Source organism: Acinetobacter lwoffii, from assembly GCF_024129715.1.
GTDB lineage: Bacteria > Pseudomonadota > Gammaproteobacteria > Pseudomonadales > Moraxellaceae > Acinetobacter > Acinetobacter lwoffii_U.
The window spans coordinates 154,822-172,529 of record NZ_JAMXXM010000004.1 but is presented as its reverse complement, the minus strand read 5'-3'; the positions used below and the strand labels follow the sequence as shown (position 1 = coordinate 172,529).

The following is a 17,708-nucleotide window of genomic DNA, read 5'->3' as shown; positions in this document are numbered from 1 at the left end:
ATCTTGATAAAAACCTTCAACTTTCTTCAAGTTGACAGTTGATCATCCAGTGAATTCCAAACTGATCGCTAAAAGCAGCATAAAGTGCGCCCCAAAATGTCTTTTCTAGCGGCATCTCAATTTGACCATTCACCGATAAAGCATTAAAAAGTCGTTATGCTTCAGCTTGTTCGCTGGCGTCTAAGTTAATGGAAATATAATGGTTATTACCTTGCGTGAACACAGTATTGGTTTGCGCGCAAAATTGATCATTCGTATCGGATGCCATCAGTTCTGTAAATTCGTTAATGGGAAGTGAGATATGCAGGATTTTATTTTTATCCGCTTCCGACAGTCTGACACCTTCGTCAGATGGCATTTCACCATAACGACTCAGACTCGAAAATTCACCGCCAAAAACTGATTTATAAAAGTTAAAGGCTGCTTCAGCCTGACCTTGGAAATTGAGGTAATGATTCAGTTGCATGGGAGAACTCCCTTTTATTTACTTGCTTTAATCTACGCCACTTTGCGGTATTTTGCGCGAGCAAGCTTTATCAAGATGTAAGCGAAAAAAATCCTCCAGATTCGGAGGATTTTTAACTCCCTCTCCTTATGGGAGAGGGATGGGGTGAGGGAAGAGATTAAAATAATTCAATCGCCACAGCAGTCGCTTCACCGCCACCAATACACAGGGTTGCAATCCCTTTTTTTCCACCGGTACGTTTTAGTGCATGAATCAAAGTCAGGATAATACGTGAACCGGTAGAGCCCACAGGATGGCCGAGAGCACATGCACCACCATTGATGTTGACTTTTTCAGGATCTAGCTTGAACTCATCCATTGGGCACATGGTTACCATGGCAAAGGCTTCATTGATTTCCCAAAGGTCGACATCAGAAGCGGCCCATCCGGTTTTATCCAGTACTTTCTGGATTGCAGCGACTGGAGCAATAGTAAACTCAGATGGATGTTGAGAATTCGATGCATAGGCCACAATTTTGGCTAAAGGATTTAAACCTTTTGCTGCTGCATTGTCAGCCGAGGTAATTACTAAAGCTGATGCGCCATCTGAAATCGAGCTGGCATTAGCCGCCGTAATCGTACCGTCTTTAGCGAAAGCAGGACGCAAAGTTGGAATTTTATCGATGTTGGCATTAAATGGTTGCTCATCTTTATCAACGACCACATCGCCTTTGCGGGTTTTAACTGTTATAGGCACGATTTCATCAGCAAAGTAGCCTTCATTGACCGCAGTTTGCGCACGCTTTAATGAGCGAATCGCAAAATCATCCATCTGCTCGCGAGTATAGCCTTTGGTATTTGCCATATCTTGGGCAAATGAACCCATCAAACGACCTGTTTCAGCATCTTCCAAGCCATCCAGAAACATATGGTCCTTGATTTCACCGTGACCCATACGGAAACCGCCACGTGCTTTTGGCAATACATAGGGCGCATTAGTCATGGATTCCATGCCACCTGCAACCACAATATCAGCAGAACCTGCTTTAATCATATCCGCCGCTTGCATGACGGCTTTCATACCTGAACCACATAATTTATTAATGGTCACAGCACCAGTAGAATCTGGAAGACCAGCTTGACGCATGGCTTGACGTGCGGGGCCCTGCTTTAAGCCTGCCGGGAGTACACAACCCATAATGACTTCTTCAATATCCGCTGGTTGCAGACCCGCACGGACAATTGCTTCTTTAATGGTGACCGCACCGAGTTCTGGAGCAGTTACACTTGCAAGACTCCCCTGAAAGCCACCCATGGCTGTACGTGCACCATTGACAATTACGATGTCAGTCATTGTTCTCTCTCCGTATGAGTTTTAATCAATTTTTCAGACTTAAGCAGTATATTGAAAAAAACTCAGGATTGAAGCGTTAAACGCAGAGAAGCATAAACTGGATAGTTCTGTTAGCAAGATGAGAGACTTTCAATCCGGATATGCCCCATTTTGCTGAGTACAATACGCTGTTGGCTAGAAAGATGAGTAGAACAATAATAGAAACTACCATTTGAACCAATCGGCAGGGCAGTGTGCGCTTGATAAGTGACATTCGGTAAACTTAAAGCTCCTCGCCAACTTAGGTTACCGTATTTGAGGTTCAGTGCATCAATATGTAAAATTTGTTCGTCTACATCCACTTGCCTATTTTTATTTTTATCAATGAAAACTAGCATGTTCTTATTCCATTGATTGGCTTGGCAACTGAGAGAATCTTGGCTCGGGCAAATCACAATATTTTGGTGAAACACTGCAGCCTGGCTGCGTGCATAGCGATTAATTTGAGATAATTTGATCGGAATACTTTTGGCTTCCTGTTTGGATCGATACTCATGGAAGTACGGTAGGGCGATACTGACGAGAATTGCAATCATTGCAATACAGATAATTAACTCAACAATAGTGAACGCTCTTGTTATTTTTTTATACATAGAGTTACCTGATTTATATATTATTTTTATAATAAAGATGTTATTAATTATACGTTTTTTATGCTTTATTGAGCGTGTAAATCAGTGCTTACTTAAGTTTCAAGAAAGCTGTTAAAAATAATTGGCAATCACAATAGGTCATTCAGAATAAAAAATTGAGTAAAAAATTACTGAATTACAACGGAAATTGTAAGTAATTTTGTCAATAATTTACTTGATTAAATTAATCAAGCACTTGGAAAAATAATAAAGTGTTTGTATGATGCCATGTGAATAGCTTAAAAATAACACTGGGGTAATAAAAAGCCTATCTCAGGATGGCCTATTACAGGCTTGAGCTTGAACAACAATTGTTATCTCTGGAGGATAAATCCATGAAAATGAGTCGTATTGCTTTAGCTATGCTTGTAGCTGCACCTTTTGCTGCTGCCAATGCAGGCGTAACTGTTACTCCGTTAATGCTTGGTTATACTTGGCAGGACACTAAACACAATAACGGTCAATCACAGTTATTATCTTCAAAACTTGGTCAAGGCGAAATGAAAGACGACTTGTTCGTTGGTGCAGCGCTTGGTGTTGAATTGACTCCTTGGTTAGGTTTTGAAGCTGAATATAACCAAGTGAAAGGCGATGTTAGCCAAATGAATGGTTCGCGTAATCGTGAACAACGTCCTGATACACAAGTTCTACCTGGTGCTGAGTACAAATCAACTCAAATCAATGGTAACTTCTATGTTACTTCTGATTTAATCACTGGCAACTATGACAGCAAAGTGAAGCCTTATCTATTAGCAGGTGCCGGTCACTACAAATACAAATTTGATGGCGTAGGTCGTGAGAACTCTGTAAATGCAGCAAATGCGATTGACCGTGGTAACACTGAAGAAGGTACTCTAGGTAATGCAGGTATCGGTGCATTCTGGCACATTAACGATGCATTGGCGCTCCGTACAGAAGCTCGTGGTACTTATCACTTCGACGAACAGTTCTGGAACTATACAGCACTTGCTGGTCTTAACGTAGTTCTAGGTGGCCGTTTGAAACCAGCTGCTCCAGTGGTAGAAGTTGCTCCAGTTGAGCCAGTAACGCCAGTTGCTCCAGCTCCACAAGAGTTGACTGAAGACCTGAACATGGAACTTCGTGTGTTCTTTGATACCAACAAATCAAACATCAAAGATCAATACAAACCAGAAATCGCGAAAGTTGCTGAGAAGCTAGTTGAATATCCAAACGCTACTGCTCGCATCGAAGGTCACACTGATAACACTGGTCCACGTGCATTAAACGAACGTTTATCTCTAGCGCGTGCTAACTCTGTTAAATCTTCACTTGTGAACGAATACAACGTTGACGCATCTCGTTTGTCTACTCAAGGTTTCGCTTGGGATCAACCGATTGCTGACAACAACACTAAAGAAGGTCGTGCTATGAACCGTCGTGTATTCGCGACGATTACTGGTAGCCGTACTGTTTTAGCTGAACAGCCAGTTGTAGAACAACCAGCTCAATAATTCGTTATTGAATACTGATTAAAAAAGGCGGCTCTTTGGAGTCGCTTTTTTTATACCTGTATTTTGACTACACTTAGCCCGTTAAGATGTCGTTGAGTAAAAATATGAGTGTCGAAATTCCTGAAGACTTGCACAATCTGGAAGCCAATGGTGGAATTTTTGCAATATGGATGATTTTTCATCATTATGGAATTGATTTGAATATTCCTGATTTAACTCAGCTCTGTCAACATGACCCTGAAATGGGAAGCTCCAGCATCGCACTTGCGGTTGCTTTAAAAACACTGGGTCTGGATGTCGATTTTTATACTGAACATGATGCAGATAAACAGCCAATTGAAGTCGATTTCTATCAACAAGCACATCGCTTAAATATTCCTGTTATAGAACAGCCATTGTCTTATACAGAAATTCAGGAAAATGTAGAAGCAGGCCGTTTTGTGATTGTATTTTACGATACCCTAGAAGGTGTGGGTAATCATTCATTAGTTTATGCAATCGATGAAAATGAAATCAGCTTCTTTGATAGCTTTGAGGCAATGCCGGCGCATGTGTTTGAGCAGCAACGTCGGGTAGACGGAATTTGCCAGCAAGTGATTGTGATTGATGATCGCAATTTCGTGATGCGTCATAGTTAATTCAAGAAATAAAAAATCAGCCCGTAAGCTGATTTTTTAATGAATAATTTTTTATTCCTGATCAAGTTTCATCGGCTGCACATCCATCTCTTGATAAGAGACCAGTTTGGTTTTTTTCTTCCATTTGTAGCCAAACCAGATGGCCAGGAATAGCGGAATACTGATATAAGTCGATAGCACACCCATCCATTGACCGGCCAAAACGTCCTGATAGTTCTGACCCAGAACGACAATTGCACAGAGGATAAATGCAAACCAAGGGGCGAAAGGAAAGAATTTAGCGCGATAAGCCAGATCTTCCAGTTTATAACCTTGAGCTAAATAACCTTTACGGAAGCGGTAATGTGAAATTGCAATCCCAAGCCAGACAATAAAGCCACACATCCCCGACATATTCAGTAGCCAATTAAAGACTTCCTGTTCACCAAAGAAAGTGGTCAGGAAGCACAGAGCTGCGATCGCCGTAGTGGCATAGAGTGCATTCATCGGCACACCACGCGGGTCCAGACGCGCAAACATTTTAGGTGCACTGCCTTTACGTGCCATATCAAACAGCATACGTGTAGACGAATACATGCCCGAGTTACCTGCAGACAAAATAGCGGTCAAGATCACCGCATTCATGATACTGGCGGCAAAGGCAAAGCCGGCTTTTTCATATAATAAGGTAAATGGCGAAAGCGCAATATTATCTGTCGCAGCGGCCTGTAATAAACGTGGGTCATTATAGGCAATCAGAGTGCCGATAATGAAAATACACACAATATAAAATAACAGGATACGCCAGAAAATTTGTTTGATGGCCACCGGAATGGTTTTCTTTGGATTTTTCGATTCACCTGCCGCCACACCGACCATTTCGGTACCTTGAAAGGAGAATCCGGCAATCATCGCCACACCAATTAATGCCTGGAAACCACCGACAAAGGGTGCATCACCAATGCTCCAGTTGGCAAATGCTTCCGCACCCGGGGTCAGCATGATCTTCACGATCATCCAAATTCCGATGATGATAAAGGCAATGATCGCGAGAACTTTCACCAGAGAAAAGAAAAATTCGGATTCGCCAAAGCCTTTTACTGTCAGGGCATTAATCCCGAAAATAATGGCAAGGAAGATGGCGCTCCAGTACACGCCCGGAATATCTGGAAACCAGAATTTCATAATAAACTGAACTGCAACCAACTCAAAAGCCACAGTAATGGCCCAGTTGTACCAGTAGTTCCAACCCAGAGCGAAACCAAAACCACCTTCGACATATTTGGTGCCGTAAGTGAAGAATGCACCTGAGGTCGGGTTATGTGTGGCAAGCTCGCCTAGACTGGTCATCAAGAAATAAATCATGATCCCAATCAGTACATATGCAAGTAGTGCACCGCCTGGTCCAGCGTTGGCAATGGTCGCCCCTGAGGCCAGGAATAGACCTGTACCAATTGATCCGCCAATGGCGATCATATTCAGATGACGAGCACCCAGCTTACGCTGCAGCTGCATCGTGTTTTGCGTTTCGCTCATCATGATTCCTTAACATTTTTTTGAGTGCTGGCGAAGAGCACTTTAAAGCCTTGTTGATCCGCTTTCACTGTGCAGCGACCAAAGTTTTGTTCAATCAGGGTCGGGTAGTTCAAGAAACGGTTGGCCACGATCCAAAGCTCGCCGCCCGATTTTAAATGACGACGTGAGGTTTTACACAAGGTTTCGCTTGCCGTGTAATCAGTTTCGATTCCCATATGAAAAGGCGGATTACTGACAATAGCATGTAGGAACAAGGGTGCATCCTCAATGCCAGTGACCGCTTTGATTTCAATCTGTTCAGGGGTGAGCTGATTTTCTTCAAATGTCATTTGTGTAGAAGCCAGTGCAAAGGCATCAACATCCATGGCAAAAATCCGGTTTTTCGGATTCAATTTTGCCAGATACGCACTAATCACACCTGCACCACAACCAAAGTCGGCAATTTTACCTGAAGTGACTTGTGACAAATAAGGTAATAGCGTGGCAGTTCCTACATCCAAACGGTTTTGACTAAAGACACCTGGAAGGGCGCAGATATTCAGATCGCCATTTGGTGTCGAAACGGTATAACGCTGCGCCCAGTCTGCAAGTGCTTTTTTCTCGACCGTATGCTCTAGAACCAATTGCCAAAGCTGGCAATGACGTGCGCTTTCAAGTTTGAGAGTTTTACCAAAAGGCTGCAACTGTTTGGCTGCGCGTTCTATCCCGCCTTTCTTTTCACCGACCAGAAAAATACTGCTGCCCGGTTTAAGCTGCGCTGCCACATTATGCAATAAATAATTCAACAGTTCTTTAGACTTGGGTACAAAAATAACTGCCTGATCAAACTCAGCTTCAGGCATCTCTGCACCAAAATGCACATCTGCTTGTTGTGACTGGAAATATTGAAAATCATTAAAATTCCATGTCCAGACAGCGGGATTGATAGAGGCATCGAATTCAGCGAGCAGATCATCTGTTGGTGCATTAATCAGTAGGATGCGACCCGACAAAAAATCATATTGTCTTAATAAAACTTCGCTTTTAGGATCCATAGGTATCTCTCCAATATAAAGAACACTGCCTAAGTCTGACCTAGACAGTGTTCTTTGGACATGAAATTACTTCTTTGTTTCAGGAAGTACTACATTCAGAATAAGGGCAGCGATACCACCAGTAGCAACGCCTGAGCTAAAGATATTACGGAATAACTCAGGAAGATGTTCAAGAATTTGTGGAACTTGTGCAACACCTAAACCCAGTGCCAGTGAAATCGCAATGATCAGCAGGGCACGACGGTCCAGATGGACACCAGACAGAATGTTAATGCCAGAGGCTGCGACTGCACCAAACATCACCATCACTGCACCACCCAGTACCGCTTGCGGAACGGCCTGAATAATACCAGCAACTGCAGGCAGTAAACCAAGAATAACTAGCAAAGCAGCAATCCAGATGCCGACATAACGACTTGCTACGCCCGTCAACTGAATCACACCATTGTTCTGTGCAAATACGGAACTCGGGAAGGTGTTAAAAATACCGGCAAGGAATGAATTCGCGCCATTTACCAGTACACCGCCTTTAATGCGCTGCATCCATTTTGGACCATCAACTGGCTGGTTGGAAAGCTTTGAAGTCGCAGTGATATCACCAATCGCTTCTAAAGACGTCACCAGGTAAATAAATGCCATTGGAATAAACAGGCTCCAGGAGAAGCTTAAACCGAAATGCATTGGGGTTGGAATCTGTACCAGTGGTGCATCTTTCAGACCAGAGAAATCCAGATGACCCATAAAGCCTGCCAGAACATAACCACAGATCAGGGCGATCAAAATGGCAGAACTTTTTACCCAGGTAATCCGGATGCGGTTCAGGATAATGATCAGCGCCAGGACGGTACAAGACATGATCAGGTTGTCAGCATTGGCAAAAGTTTTATCGCTCATGGCCTGATAACCACCGCCCATACTGATTAAACCTTCTTTAATTAAGGTCAAACCAATCAGCAGCACGACAATCCCGGTCACCAGCGGTGTAATCAGTTTTTTGATCCAAGGCAGAATTTGTGACACGCCCATTTCAATAAATGCACCTGCAATCACCACACCAAAAATAGAAGCCATGACTGCTTCTACAGGTGTGCCTGCAGCCACCATGGCTGAACCAATACCAATAATTGGACCGATGAAGTTAAAGCTGGTTCCTTGGACAATCAGCAGACCGGCACCAAATGGCCCCACTTTTTTAGACTGTAAAAAAGTCGCGATACCCGAGATCACCAAGGACATGGACAAAATCATGTTGGTGTCTTCTTTGGAAACACCGAGCGCTAAACAAATCAGCAGGCCAGGGGTCACAATCGGGACAATAATCGCCAGTAAGTGCTGGAATGCAGCTAAAAAAGCAATCAGTGGTTTTGGTCGATCTTCCAGACCATATACCAGGTCGAGTTGATCTTTAGAAGGAGGAGATTGATTAAAATCAGACATGTGTCAATGCAAATTAAGGCTGGGTGGCGCTATTCTAATCGAGTTACACGTCTTTACAAAATCAAAAAAGCCCCAACGGAGCAAAAAAAGTTGAGGAGTGTGGTTACAGTGACTATAAAAGTTTTGTATTTTTCTGTATAATTTGCCCTCAAATTACATACGCATTGAATTTACATGTCAGATATTAAAACTCTCCGTAACATCGCCATTATTGCGCACGTCGATCATGGTAAAACCACTCTTGTAGACAAACTTTTGCAACAATCAGGTGCTCTCGGTGATCGCGCGGGTGAGATCGAGCGTGTCATGGATTCTGGCGCTATTGAAAGCGAACGTGGTATTACCATTCTTGCAAAAAACACTGCAATCAAATGGTTAGATGAACGTACCAATACTGAATACCGTATTAACATCGTGGACACCCCGGGACACGCCGACTTCGGTGGTGAAGTTGAACGTGTAATGTCGATGGTTGACTGCGTACTTCTTCTTGTAGACTCACAAGAAGGCCCGATGCCACAAACTCGTTTCGTAACGCAAAAAGCGTTCGCACGTGGTTTGAAACCAATCGTGATTATTAACAAAGTAGACAAGCCAAGTGCGCGTCCAGACTGGGTAATTGACCAAGTATTTGATTTGTTCGATAACTTAGGTGCTTCTGACGAACAGTTAGACTTCCCAGTTGTTTATGCTTCAGGCCTTCGTGGTGTTGCTGGTCCTTCTCCAGAAGAACTTGCTGAAGATATGACTCCGTTGTTCCAAACGATCGTAGACATCGTTGAACCACCAGCGGTTGACGTTGACGGTCCATTCCAAATGCAAGTATCTTCACTTGACTATAACAGCTTCGTAGGCGTTATCGGTATTGGTCGCATCCAGCGTGGTTCAGTGAAATTAAACACACAAGTAACTGTAATCGATAAAGATGGCAAAACACGTAACGGCCGTATCTTAAAAATCATGGGTTATCATGGTCTAGATCGCGTTGACGTTGAAGAAGCTTCTGCAGGCGATATCGTTTGTGTAACAGGTATCGATGCACTCAACATTTCTGACACCATCTGTGATCCGAAAAATGTTGAAGCTTTACCGCCATTGTCTGTAGATGAACCTACAGTATCGATGACATTCCAGGTAAACAACTCACCGTTTGCTGGTAAAGAAGGTAAGTTCGTAACTTCACGTAATATCCGTGAACGTCTAGACCGCGAATTGATTCACAACGTAGCATTACGTGTTGAAGATACTGATAGTCCAGACCGTTTCAAAGTATCTGGTCGTGGTGAACTTCACCTTTCAGTTCTTATTGAAAACATGCGTCGTGAAGGCTTCGAAATGGGCGTATCGCGTCCACAAGTAATCATCAAAGAAATTGATGGTGAAAAACAAGAGCCATACGAAAACGTTACTTTTGACGTTGAAGAACAGCACCAAGGTGCTGTAATGGAACAAATGGGTCACCGTAAAGGCGAAATGACCAATATGGAAGTTGACGGTAAAGGCCGTATCCGTATTGAAGCAACTGTTCCTTCACGTGGTCTGATTGGTTTCCGTTCTGAATTCCTGACCATGACTTCTGGTACAGGGATCATGACGTCTAGCTTCTCGCACTACGGTCCAATGAAGCAAGGTACTGTTGCGAAACGTCAAAACGGTGTACTGATTTCTATGGTTCAAGGTACTTGCTTGGGCTATGCACTGTTCACACTTCAAGACCGTGGTCGTCTATTCGCGAAACCACAGTTAGAAGTTTATGAAGGTATGATTATCGGTATTAACTCTCGTTCAGACGACATGACAGTTAACCCGACTAAAGCAAAACAGTTAACGAACGTACGTGCTTCTGGTACTGACGATGCGTTGACGCTGGTTCCTGCAATTGAATATACACTTGAGCAAGCGCTTGAGTTTATTGAAGATGATGAACTAGTAGAAGTAACACCTAAGTCAATCCGTATCCGTAAGCGTTTCTTGACTGAAAACGAACGTAAACGTAACCGTTCAGGTAAATAATCGCTAGATTATTTCGGGTTTTCAAAAACCGTAATCTTTTCGAAGATTACGGTTTTTTTTATATTTAAGCGATGCTCACATTGCAATTTACTAAAACGCATTAAACTAAGTCAAAATTAAAAGTATTTAGTCAGGTATAATTTGACCCAAAACTTGAAAATAAAATATGGGAGCAGTTATGAGCATTATTCAAGAATTTAAAGAATTTGCGATCAAAGGCAACATGATGGATCTGGCGATTGGTGTCATCATCGGTGGTGCTTTTAGCAAGATCATCGATTCATTGGTGAAAGATATCATTATGCCTTTAATTACCGTGATCACTGGTGGTGGCGTCGATTTTACCCAAAAATTCTTTATCTTAGGAAGAAACCCAGACAATTTACAATCTTTGGATGCCTTGACTAAGGCGGGTGTGAATGTACTGACTTATGGTAACTTTTTAACGATTTTAATTAACTTCTTAATTTTGGCTTGGGTCGTATTTTTATTGGTGAAACTCATGAACCGTTTACGTAAACAAGAAGGCCCAGTCGAGGAAACTCCGACTACCCCAGCCGATATTGAATTACTGCGTGAAATTCGTGATGAATTGAAAAAGCGTCCACCTCAAGTCTAATGTTTCTAATCCCCCTAAATCCCCCTTTTATAAAGGGGGGGGAACTCCTCCCTCTGTCAAAGGGAGGTAAGGAGGGATTTATAAATATTAAAAATCCATCCGAAACTTAATTTCGACCAAATGAAAACCAAACTGGCTTTTGACCGGGCCATGTAATACCCGTTCAGCGCCAGTAAACACCAGTTTATCAATCACTGGAACCAGTTGGCCTTTCTTCACTTCACCTAGCTCACCGCCACGTTTGGCAGAATTACAGGTTGAATACTGTTTTGCGATTTTATTAAAGTCGGCACCACTTAAAATCTTCTTTTTAAGCTGCTCAGCGGTTTCTTTATCTTTAACCAGAATATGACGCACAATGGCTGTTTTCATGACTTTTTCCCTCGTACAGTTGCCACTTTTTTGACAGGGAGATGGATCTTTTTCAAAGGTTGGCATTCAGGACAAAAAACTGAAGCCCGTTGCCCCAATTTAATATTTTCAAGCGTGGTCTCGCAGTTCACACACATTTCACCGGCACGGCCATAAGCTAGCAGGGTTTGCTGAAAATAGCCATTTTCGCCCATGGCATTGGTGTAGTCTCTTAAGGTTGAACCACCCAGATCAATTGCCTGTTTCAAGATACGCTTGATTTCCAGCACTAGCTTTTCAATCTGCACCAAGCTTAACGTCGAGGCCGGTTGTGCCGGATGAATCCCCAGATTAAACAGACTTTCAGTCGCATAAATATTGCCTACGCCCACCACCACATGGTTATCCATAATTGCAACTTTGGTGCCAACATTTTTATTCTTCAATTTTTCAAATAAATACTCGGCATTAAAGTTCTCGCTTAAGGGTTCTGGCCCCAACGTGTCAATCAATTTGCTTTGTGATTGTGCATCTAGCCAAAGAATGCAGCCAAAACGGCGAGGGTCATGATAACGTAGTTCGATATCTTCAAACTGAATGATCAGATGGTCATGTTTGCGTAATTCTTCATTGCCATCGCATAGACGGAAACTCCCCGACATTCCCAAATGCCAGAGCATGGTGTCGTGTTCAAACTCTGCCAGAATATATTTAGAACGGCGAGTGAGATTCAGTAATTTTTGCCCCACCAGCTTTTCTATATTTTCTGGAATGGGCCAGCGCAAACTTGACTGACGCACTTCAACACGTTGGACGCGTTGCTCTAATAAAGGCAATAAACTGGTTTTGGTGGTTTCAACTTCTGGTAATTCAGGCATAACGCATCAGTGGCGAGGGAGATGCAGCTAATATTGGGTGAATTGGCTGGGATTGCAAGCGTTAATCTGGGTGAAATCGCTGGAAAATGACTGGGTATTTCATCTTTATTTAAACTGGAATTGTTTAAAGAATAAACTAGGTTTCTATGTTTTTATAGCGAATTTTCTTAGGAGGAAATCGAATGGAAATTATCAATACATTATAAGTTGATGAAAATATATAAATAATTTAAGATTGTTAAAATAAAAATTATATTTTTATGTTTAAGGCATAACTAAAAGTTTAATGAGTAATAAAAAAAATGCTGGGAATTTATATGAAAAGTTATGTAAATTCATGCACCTAATAGCAATTTAAAAACCTTGCTTGTTTTTCTCTCCGAATGTTTAGGTTTTACATGAAATATTTAGGTCTAGCTCTATTGCCTTTAATGGCTGTCATGACAACCGCTCAGGCGGAATCTGCATTTGATCCACAAGGTCAGTATTTACTGGGGGACTGGAATGGTCAACGTACAGAACTGGCCCAACAGGGAATTAAATTTGAAGCCAATCTATTAACCGATACTGCCTATCTTGCTGATGGTGGTCGTAATGACGGCGCAGATCCATTAACTTCTGCCCAATTATGGCTAGGTACTCAACTGGATATGGAAAAGCTGGCGGGATGGAATGGTGTCACTGTACGTGCCGCGATGACTGCACGTCAGGGTCAAAGTACCTCTGTTCGTGACTTGCAGGATCCTAGCGCACCGCAACTGGCCAATGTACAAGGCACTTTTGGACGTGGTAATCAGGATAGCCGTCTGAGTGAGCTGTCTATTGAAAAGAATTATAAAGACCAGGGGCTCAGTATTAAGGCGGGTCGTCTTGGTCTGGGTATGGACTTTAATGTCATGGCCTGTGATTTTGCCAGTACGGCATTTTGTGCAGCGCAAATGGGCAAATGGCAGGGCAATATCTGGATGAATACGCCTGTAGCACAATGGGGTGCGCGCGTGAAGCAGCAACTCAATCCTGAACTTGCCGTACAAGTCGGTGTGTATGAGTTTAATCCGGATAATGGTAATGGCGCTAAAGAAGGTCAGGGCTGGAGTCTGGATACCGACCATGCAGATGGCGTGACGATTCCTGCAGAAGTCATCTGGACGCCGAAATCATGGGTGAATGGCCTGCCGGGCAGCTACCGGATCGGCGGGATGTACAATACTGCCGATGATGTTGCCAACCAAAAAGATATTGCCAATCCTACTGATGCCAAAAACCGTACTTTTGCAGGCTGGTTAGCTGTAGAACAACAGTTAACGTCTACAGGTCAGGGCCGTCAGGGTTTGCATTCATTTGCTAACTTTACCTGGCATGACCGCGATACTAACAAAGTGGATAATTCACAACAAATTGGTGTGAAATATATCGGTCTTGCGGACAGCCAGCCGAATGACATTTTAGGTTTGGCGGTCAATCGTGTACATATTAATGACCGGATCAAGAATCTAAATTCTGATGCGAGTGCAGAATACAATATTGAACTGAACTATAGCTATAACGCAACAAAGTGGCTGATGCTGCGTCCAAACCTGCAATATGTCATTAATCCAGGTTCAAGCAACAATGTGGATGATGCACTGGTACTTGGTTTGACTACACGAATCATCTTCTAAAGTTTGATCGTTCACGTTATAACTAAACAGGCTCTTAAGAGCCTGTTTTTATTTTTAGAGTGAAACTGGGCAATAAAAAGAGGAAATACAGCGTGGCATTACTATTTCAACCTATTCAATTTGGATCACTGCAACTTCAAAATAAAATCGTAATTGCGCCGATGTGTCAGTACTCCGCAACAGAGCAGGGGGAAATCACCTATTGGCACGAGCAGCAATGGGCCAACTATGCCTTATCGGGTGCAGGTTTATGTATCGTCGAAGCGACTGCGGTACAGCCAGAAGGCCGGATCAGTTATGCCGATCTGGGTTTGTGGAATGACGAACAGGCGAAGCAGATCAAGACCTTACTGGAAAAAGTTAAATCCATTTCCCCGATGCCTTTTGCCATTCAGCTCGCACATGCCGGACGTAAAGCTTCAACAGATAAACCATGGGCAGGTAAAGGTCAGTTTAAGCCGAATGAAGCACATGGCTGGCAAACTGTTTCTGCCAGTGATATTCCTTTTCAGGCAGATGAGCATCCACCTAAGGCCTTAAGCCAGTCGGAAATTGAGCAGGTCGTTGCTGACTTTGCAGAAAGTGCCAAACGTGCAGTTGAGGCCGGTTTTGACCTAATTGAGCTGCATGCAGCGCATGGTTATTTACTGCATCAGTTCATGTCACCACTTTCAAATAAACGTAATGATCAGTATGGCGGCTCACTGGAGAACCGGATTCGCCTGACTCTGGAAGTATTACAAGCCATGAAAGCGGCGGTTCCAGAAGGTTATCCAATTGGAGTGCGTATTTCAGCCAGCGACTGGATGGATCAGCCAGACAGCTGGACCATTGATTCTTCAATTGAATTGTCCAAAGCACTAGAAGCTGCGGGTGCTGCTTATATTCATATTTCCAGTGCCGGCTTACATGCTAAACAGAACATCGATGTGAAGCCGAATTATCAGGTGCCTTTTGCAGATGCGATTAAGAAAGTCGTGAGTATTCCCGTGATTGCCGTCGGTTTGATTACTGAAGCTAAGCAGGCAGAAGATATTTTGCAAAAAGGTCAAGCTGATGCCATCGCACTGGCTCGTGCCATTCTTTATGATCCACATTGGCCTTGGCATGCAGCGGCAGCACTTGAGGAAAAAATTAAGATTTCACCGCAATATCTGCGCTGTGCACCGCATGGTTTGAATCACCTGTTTGAGCCTTTTTAACACTGCTTTAGTCTCAGAAATTCTTATAATGGAATATCACTGGCAAGAGGATACTGCATTATGATTTTTGCGGTCATTGTGCCCATATTTTTATTATTGGCACTGGGTTATCTGACTGTAAAGAGTCAAGTGTTAAGCAAAGAGCAGGTGGGGACGGTCGGTGCTTTTGTCATTAAAGTGGCCTTGCCCTTGCTGTTCTTTCAGTCCCTTGCCTCCAAAGACCTGCATGAAATCTGGTATTTTGAATACTTTGCCGTGTATAGCAGTGTGACCTTGCTGCTCTATGGTAGCGGCTTCTGGATTATGCGCCGTCATTTTCAGAATACGCATTCGCAAAGTGCAGTGCTGTCGTTGGGCGCTGCAATGTCAAATACTGGCCTGATTGGTACGGCTGTGCTCAGCTTATTGATCGGGCAACAGGCGATGACCTATACCTCTCTGGTGGTCATCATTGAAAGCGTGTTGCTGATTCCGCTGGTGCTGGTCATGGCTGCGCTGGGCACACAACATCAGGCAAATCTTGGCGCCATTTTGAAAAGTGTACTGCTGACCTTGCTGAAGAATCCCTTGTTTATGGGAGTGATGCTGGGCATGGCCTGTGCGGTTTTCCAGATTAAAATTCCAGTCTATCTCGATCAGGTCTTCGCCTTGATTGGTCAGACGGCCTCACCATTGGCCTTGTTTGCCATTGGCGGCGGGATCGTAGGAATGAGTCTGAAATATGTCAATCTGCAAAGTTTCTATCTGGTATTTTCCAGCAATATCATGATGCCATTATTGATGTATCTGGGACTGAGCCAGTTAACTGATTTAAGTCAGGAAATGGTCCATGCTGGTACGCTCATTGCAGCTTTGCCGATGCCGACGATTTTTGGCATGTTGGGACAGGCGTATGGTCTGAATGATCGAACTTTAACGCCATTGTTGATGAGTACCATTGCCGGTTTTATCGTGACCAGTGGCTTAATTGCCTTGTGGTGGGGATAATCTTTTAGAAGATGAATGCTCTGCTATTAAAAAGCCCCAAATTGCATGGGGCTTTTTATATTTTAATTTTGTGGAATTAACTTAACTTTTCTTCGCAGGTGCTTTTTTCTGCTCAGCCAGCATTTTGTCTACCGCTGCCAAAGACTCTTTGGCCTGTGGAACATTTTGCTGCGCCAGTGCGGCAAAGATTTTCTTCGCTTCTGGCAGGTTTTGCGGAACAATACTGCCATTGGCAAACATATTACCTACTGCCATCAGCGCCGGAATATAACCTTTTTTTGCCAGTTCCTGAATGCTGCTTAGGCCTTGCTGAATCGGTTTTTCATCTTTGTTTTTGAAACCGCTGCTGATGTCATATAAGGCTTTGGCATGAATGGCCTGCATATTGCCTTTGCTGATTAGCGGTTGCAGCTTTTGCAGTCCGGCTTTATTTGACGCTGCTGTATTTTCAGAAAACAGCAGTATGGCCAGATCAATGCTGGCATCATCAAATTTGGCTGCCGAAGCGCGTTCCAGATGCTGTTTGGCTTTGGTCAAATCCTGTTTGAGTCCGAGTGTGCCGGCTGCATAATTTTTACCCAATACATAATTGGCCACCGGATAACCTTTGCTGGCTGCCTGTTCGTAGAGCTGAATGGCTTTTTTCTCGTCTTTGGTTGTACCTTGGCCGGTTTGGGTCAAATAGCCTAAGTTATATAAAGCCTGGGCGTTTCCTTGACTGGCCAATTGATTCAAAGCGTCATAGGCACCTTTAAAATTATTGGCTTTGACCATGGCCTCAACTTTTTGAAATTGGGGATCGACTTGATCTTTTACGGTATTTGCCAAAGCGAATTGCGCAGAAACGGCAAGAACTGCAGCGAGTACTAATTTTTTCATGGTTCCTATAACCTTATTATTGCTGGCACCTTATTCCTTGGTGCGGTTTTAATCATTTTCACTTACATCATAAAAGGATTTTGTGCTTTGTAAATATACAATTTGTCACTAAATACAAATCATCGAAGCACAATACCCCGATTAAATCGATGCATGATTCGGACAGGTTTCTGATCAATCCTGCAGATATCAAAAGGATTGCTTTGCTTCAGCTGACTTCTCTGTTTAAATCTCGGTTTGAATCAGACTCCCAGGATTTCACCATGTTTGTCAAAACGATTAAACGTCACTATGACAGAATCAATGCTGATGAATCGATTGCCGATGAAGACAAGATTGATGCGCTGCTGATGAAACTTGGTGCAGAGTTTTTGATGAGTCAGGAAGACCGAGTATATGTCTTTCAAAAAGGTGAACTCACGGCAAAGTTTGATGCCAAACATGCGCGGGCCTATCATTTTAAAGATTATGTGGTAAAAGACATGAACAAGCTGTTTCATGGCTTCTAAAATAAAAAAGCCAAGAATTTTATCTTGGCTTTTTTATGAGTTA

16 protein-coding genes and 1 pseudogene are annotated in these 17,708 nt (G+C 43.1%); 8 read left to right on the top strand and 9 right to left on the bottom strand.

Annotation, left to right across the window (positions count from 1 at the left end; translation table 11 throughout):
* Nucleotides 1-16: 16 nt before the first annotated feature.
* The 3 genes and pseudogenes from NI462_RS05320 to NI462_RS05310 all read right to left on the bottom strand — a co-directional run bounded on the left by NI462_RS05320 (nucleotide 17) and on the right by NI462_RS05310 (nucleotide 2,431).
* A pseudogene (locus NI462_RS05320) lies at nucleotides 17-466 on the bottom strand (VOC family protein).
* A gap of 157 nt (nucleotides 467-623) precedes the next feature.
* The gene (locus tag NI462_RS05315) at nucleotides 624-1,799 is read right to left on the bottom strand and encodes a thiolase family protein (RefSeq protein ID WP_253159458.1); all 1,176 of its coding nucleotides are present in this window, start codon (nucleotides 1,797-1,799) and stop codon (nucleotides 624-626) included.
* A gap of 110 nt (nucleotides 1,800-1,909) precedes the next feature.
* On the bottom strand, nucleotides 1,910-2,431 hold the full coding sequence (locus tag NI462_RS05310) for a GspH/FimT family pseudopilin (RefSeq protein WP_253159456.1): 522 nt from the start codon (nucleotides 2,429-2,431) through the stop codon (nucleotides 1,910-1,912).
* A 374-nt stretch (nucleotides 2,432-2,805) separates the two neighbouring features.
* Here NI462_RS05310 and omp38 point away from each other — a divergent pair, with 374 nt between their 5' ends.
* Entirely contained in the window at nucleotides 2,806-3,942 is a 1,137-nt protein-coding gene (gene omp38, locus NI462_RS05305) for an outer membrane protein Omp38 (RefSeq protein WP_253159454.1), read from the top strand.
* 104 nt (nucleotides 3,943-4,046) lie between these two features.
* Nucleotides 4,047-4,580, top strand: a complete 534-nt coding sequence (locus NI462_RS05300; RefSeq protein ID WP_253159452.1) for a cysteine peptidase family C39 domain-containing protein — start codon at nucleotides 4,047-4,049, stop codon at nucleotides 4,578-4,580.
* 51 nt (nucleotides 4,581-4,631) lie between these two features.
* Here NI462_RS05300 and NI462_RS05295 read toward each other — a convergent pair whose 3' ends face one another.
* The 3 genes from NI462_RS05295 to NI462_RS05285 all read right to left on the bottom strand — a co-directional run bounded on the left by NI462_RS05295 (nucleotide 4,632) and on the right by NI462_RS05285 (nucleotide 8,566).
* A complete protein-coding gene (locus NI462_RS05295) occupies nucleotides 4,632-6,095 on the bottom strand; it encodes an amino acid permease (RefSeq protein WP_004281713.1) in 1,464 nt (487 codons plus the stop codon).
* Entirely contained in the window at nucleotides 6,095-7,129 is a 1,035-nt protein-coding gene (locus NI462_RS05290; RefSeq protein WP_253159450.1) for a methyltransferase, read from the bottom strand. The genes NI462_RS05295 and NI462_RS05290 overlap by 1 nt, the downstream gene beginning before the upstream one ends.
* A 66-nt stretch (nucleotides 7,130-7,195) precedes the next feature.
* Nucleotides 7,196-8,566 (bottom strand): uracil-xanthine permease family protein, encoded by a 1,371-nt coding sequence (locus NI462_RS05285; protein WP_004281715.1) that lies wholly within the window; start codon nucleotides 8,564-8,566, stop codon nucleotides 7,196-7,198.
* Nucleotides 8,567-8,740: 174 nt separating this feature from the next.
* Here NI462_RS05285 and typA point away from each other — a divergent pair, with 174 nt between their 5' ends.
* The gene (gene typA / locus NI462_RS05280; protein ID WP_004281716.1) at nucleotides 8,741-10,579 is read left to right on the top strand and encodes a translational GTPase TypA; all 1,839 of its coding nucleotides are present in this window, start codon (nucleotides 8,741-8,743) and stop codon (nucleotides 10,577-10,579) included.
* A gap of 178 nt (nucleotides 10,580-10,757) precedes the next feature.
* Nucleotides 10,758-11,198, top strand: coding sequence for a large conductance mechanosensitive channel protein MscL (gene mscL / locus NI462_RS05275; RefSeq protein WP_253159448.1), 441 nt, complete (start codon nucleotides 10,758-10,760; stop codon nucleotides 11,196-11,198).
* Nucleotides 11,199-11,285: 87 nt separating this feature from the next.
* On the opposite strand, the gene NI462_RS05270 is transcribed toward mscL, so the two are convergent.
* Nucleotides 11,286-11,570: a peptidylprolyl isomerase gene (locus tag NI462_RS05270; RefSeq protein WP_253159445.1), complete on the bottom strand. Its 285-nt coding sequence runs from the start codon at nucleotides 11,568-11,570 to the stop codon at nucleotides 11,286-11,288.
* Nucleotides 11,567-12,427 carry a bifunctional DNA-formamidopyrimidine glycosylase/DNA-(apurinic or apyrimidinic site) lyase gene (mutM, locus tag NI462_RS05265; protein WP_253159443.1) on the bottom strand — a complete coding sequence of 287 codons (861 nt, stop codon included), beginning with the start codon at nucleotides 12,425-12,427 and terminating at the stop codon, nucleotides 11,567-11,569. The genes NI462_RS05270 and mutM overlap by 4 nt, the downstream gene beginning before the upstream one ends.
* Before the next feature lie 398 nt (nucleotides 12,428-12,825).
* Between mutM and NI462_RS05260 the strand changes: the two genes are divergently transcribed.
* From NI462_RS05260 to NI462_RS05250, 3 genes are all read left to right on the top strand, one after another.
* A complete protein-coding gene (locus NI462_RS05260) occupies nucleotides 12,826-14,088 on the top strand; it encodes a carbohydrate porin (protein WP_253159441.1) in 1,263 nt (420 codons plus the stop codon).
* Between the two features lie 92 nt (nucleotides 14,089-14,180).
* On the top strand, nucleotides 14,181-15,290 hold the full coding sequence (locus NI462_RS05255; RefSeq protein WP_253113480.1) for an NADH:flavin oxidoreductase/NADH oxidase: 1,110 nt from the start codon (nucleotides 14,181-14,183) through the stop codon (nucleotides 15,288-15,290).
* A 60-nt stretch (nucleotides 15,291-15,350) separates the two neighbouring features.
* Complete coding sequence (locus NI462_RS05250) at nucleotides 15,351-16,277, top strand: AEC family transporter (protein ID WP_004732131.1); 927 nt, start codon at nucleotides 15,351-15,353, stop codon at nucleotides 16,275-16,277.
* An 81-nt stretch (nucleotides 16,278-16,358) separates the two neighbouring features.
* Here NI462_RS05250 and NI462_RS05245 read toward each other — a convergent pair whose 3' ends face one another.
* Entirely contained in the window at nucleotides 16,359-17,156 is a 798-nt protein-coding gene (locus NI462_RS05245; RefSeq protein ID WP_243475099.1) for a tetratricopeptide repeat protein, read from the bottom strand.
* Nucleotides 17,157-17,419: 263 nt separating this feature from the next.
* On the opposite strand from NI462_RS05245, the gene NI462_RS05240 reads away from it, so the two are divergent.
* Nucleotides 17,420-17,665 carry a hypothetical protein gene (locus NI462_RS05240; RefSeq protein ID WP_004645929.1) on the top strand — a complete coding sequence of 82 codons (246 nt, stop codon included), beginning with the start codon at nucleotides 17,420-17,422 and terminating at the stop codon, nucleotides 17,663-17,665.
* The last annotated feature ends 43 nt before the right edge of the window (nucleotides 17,666-17,708 follow it).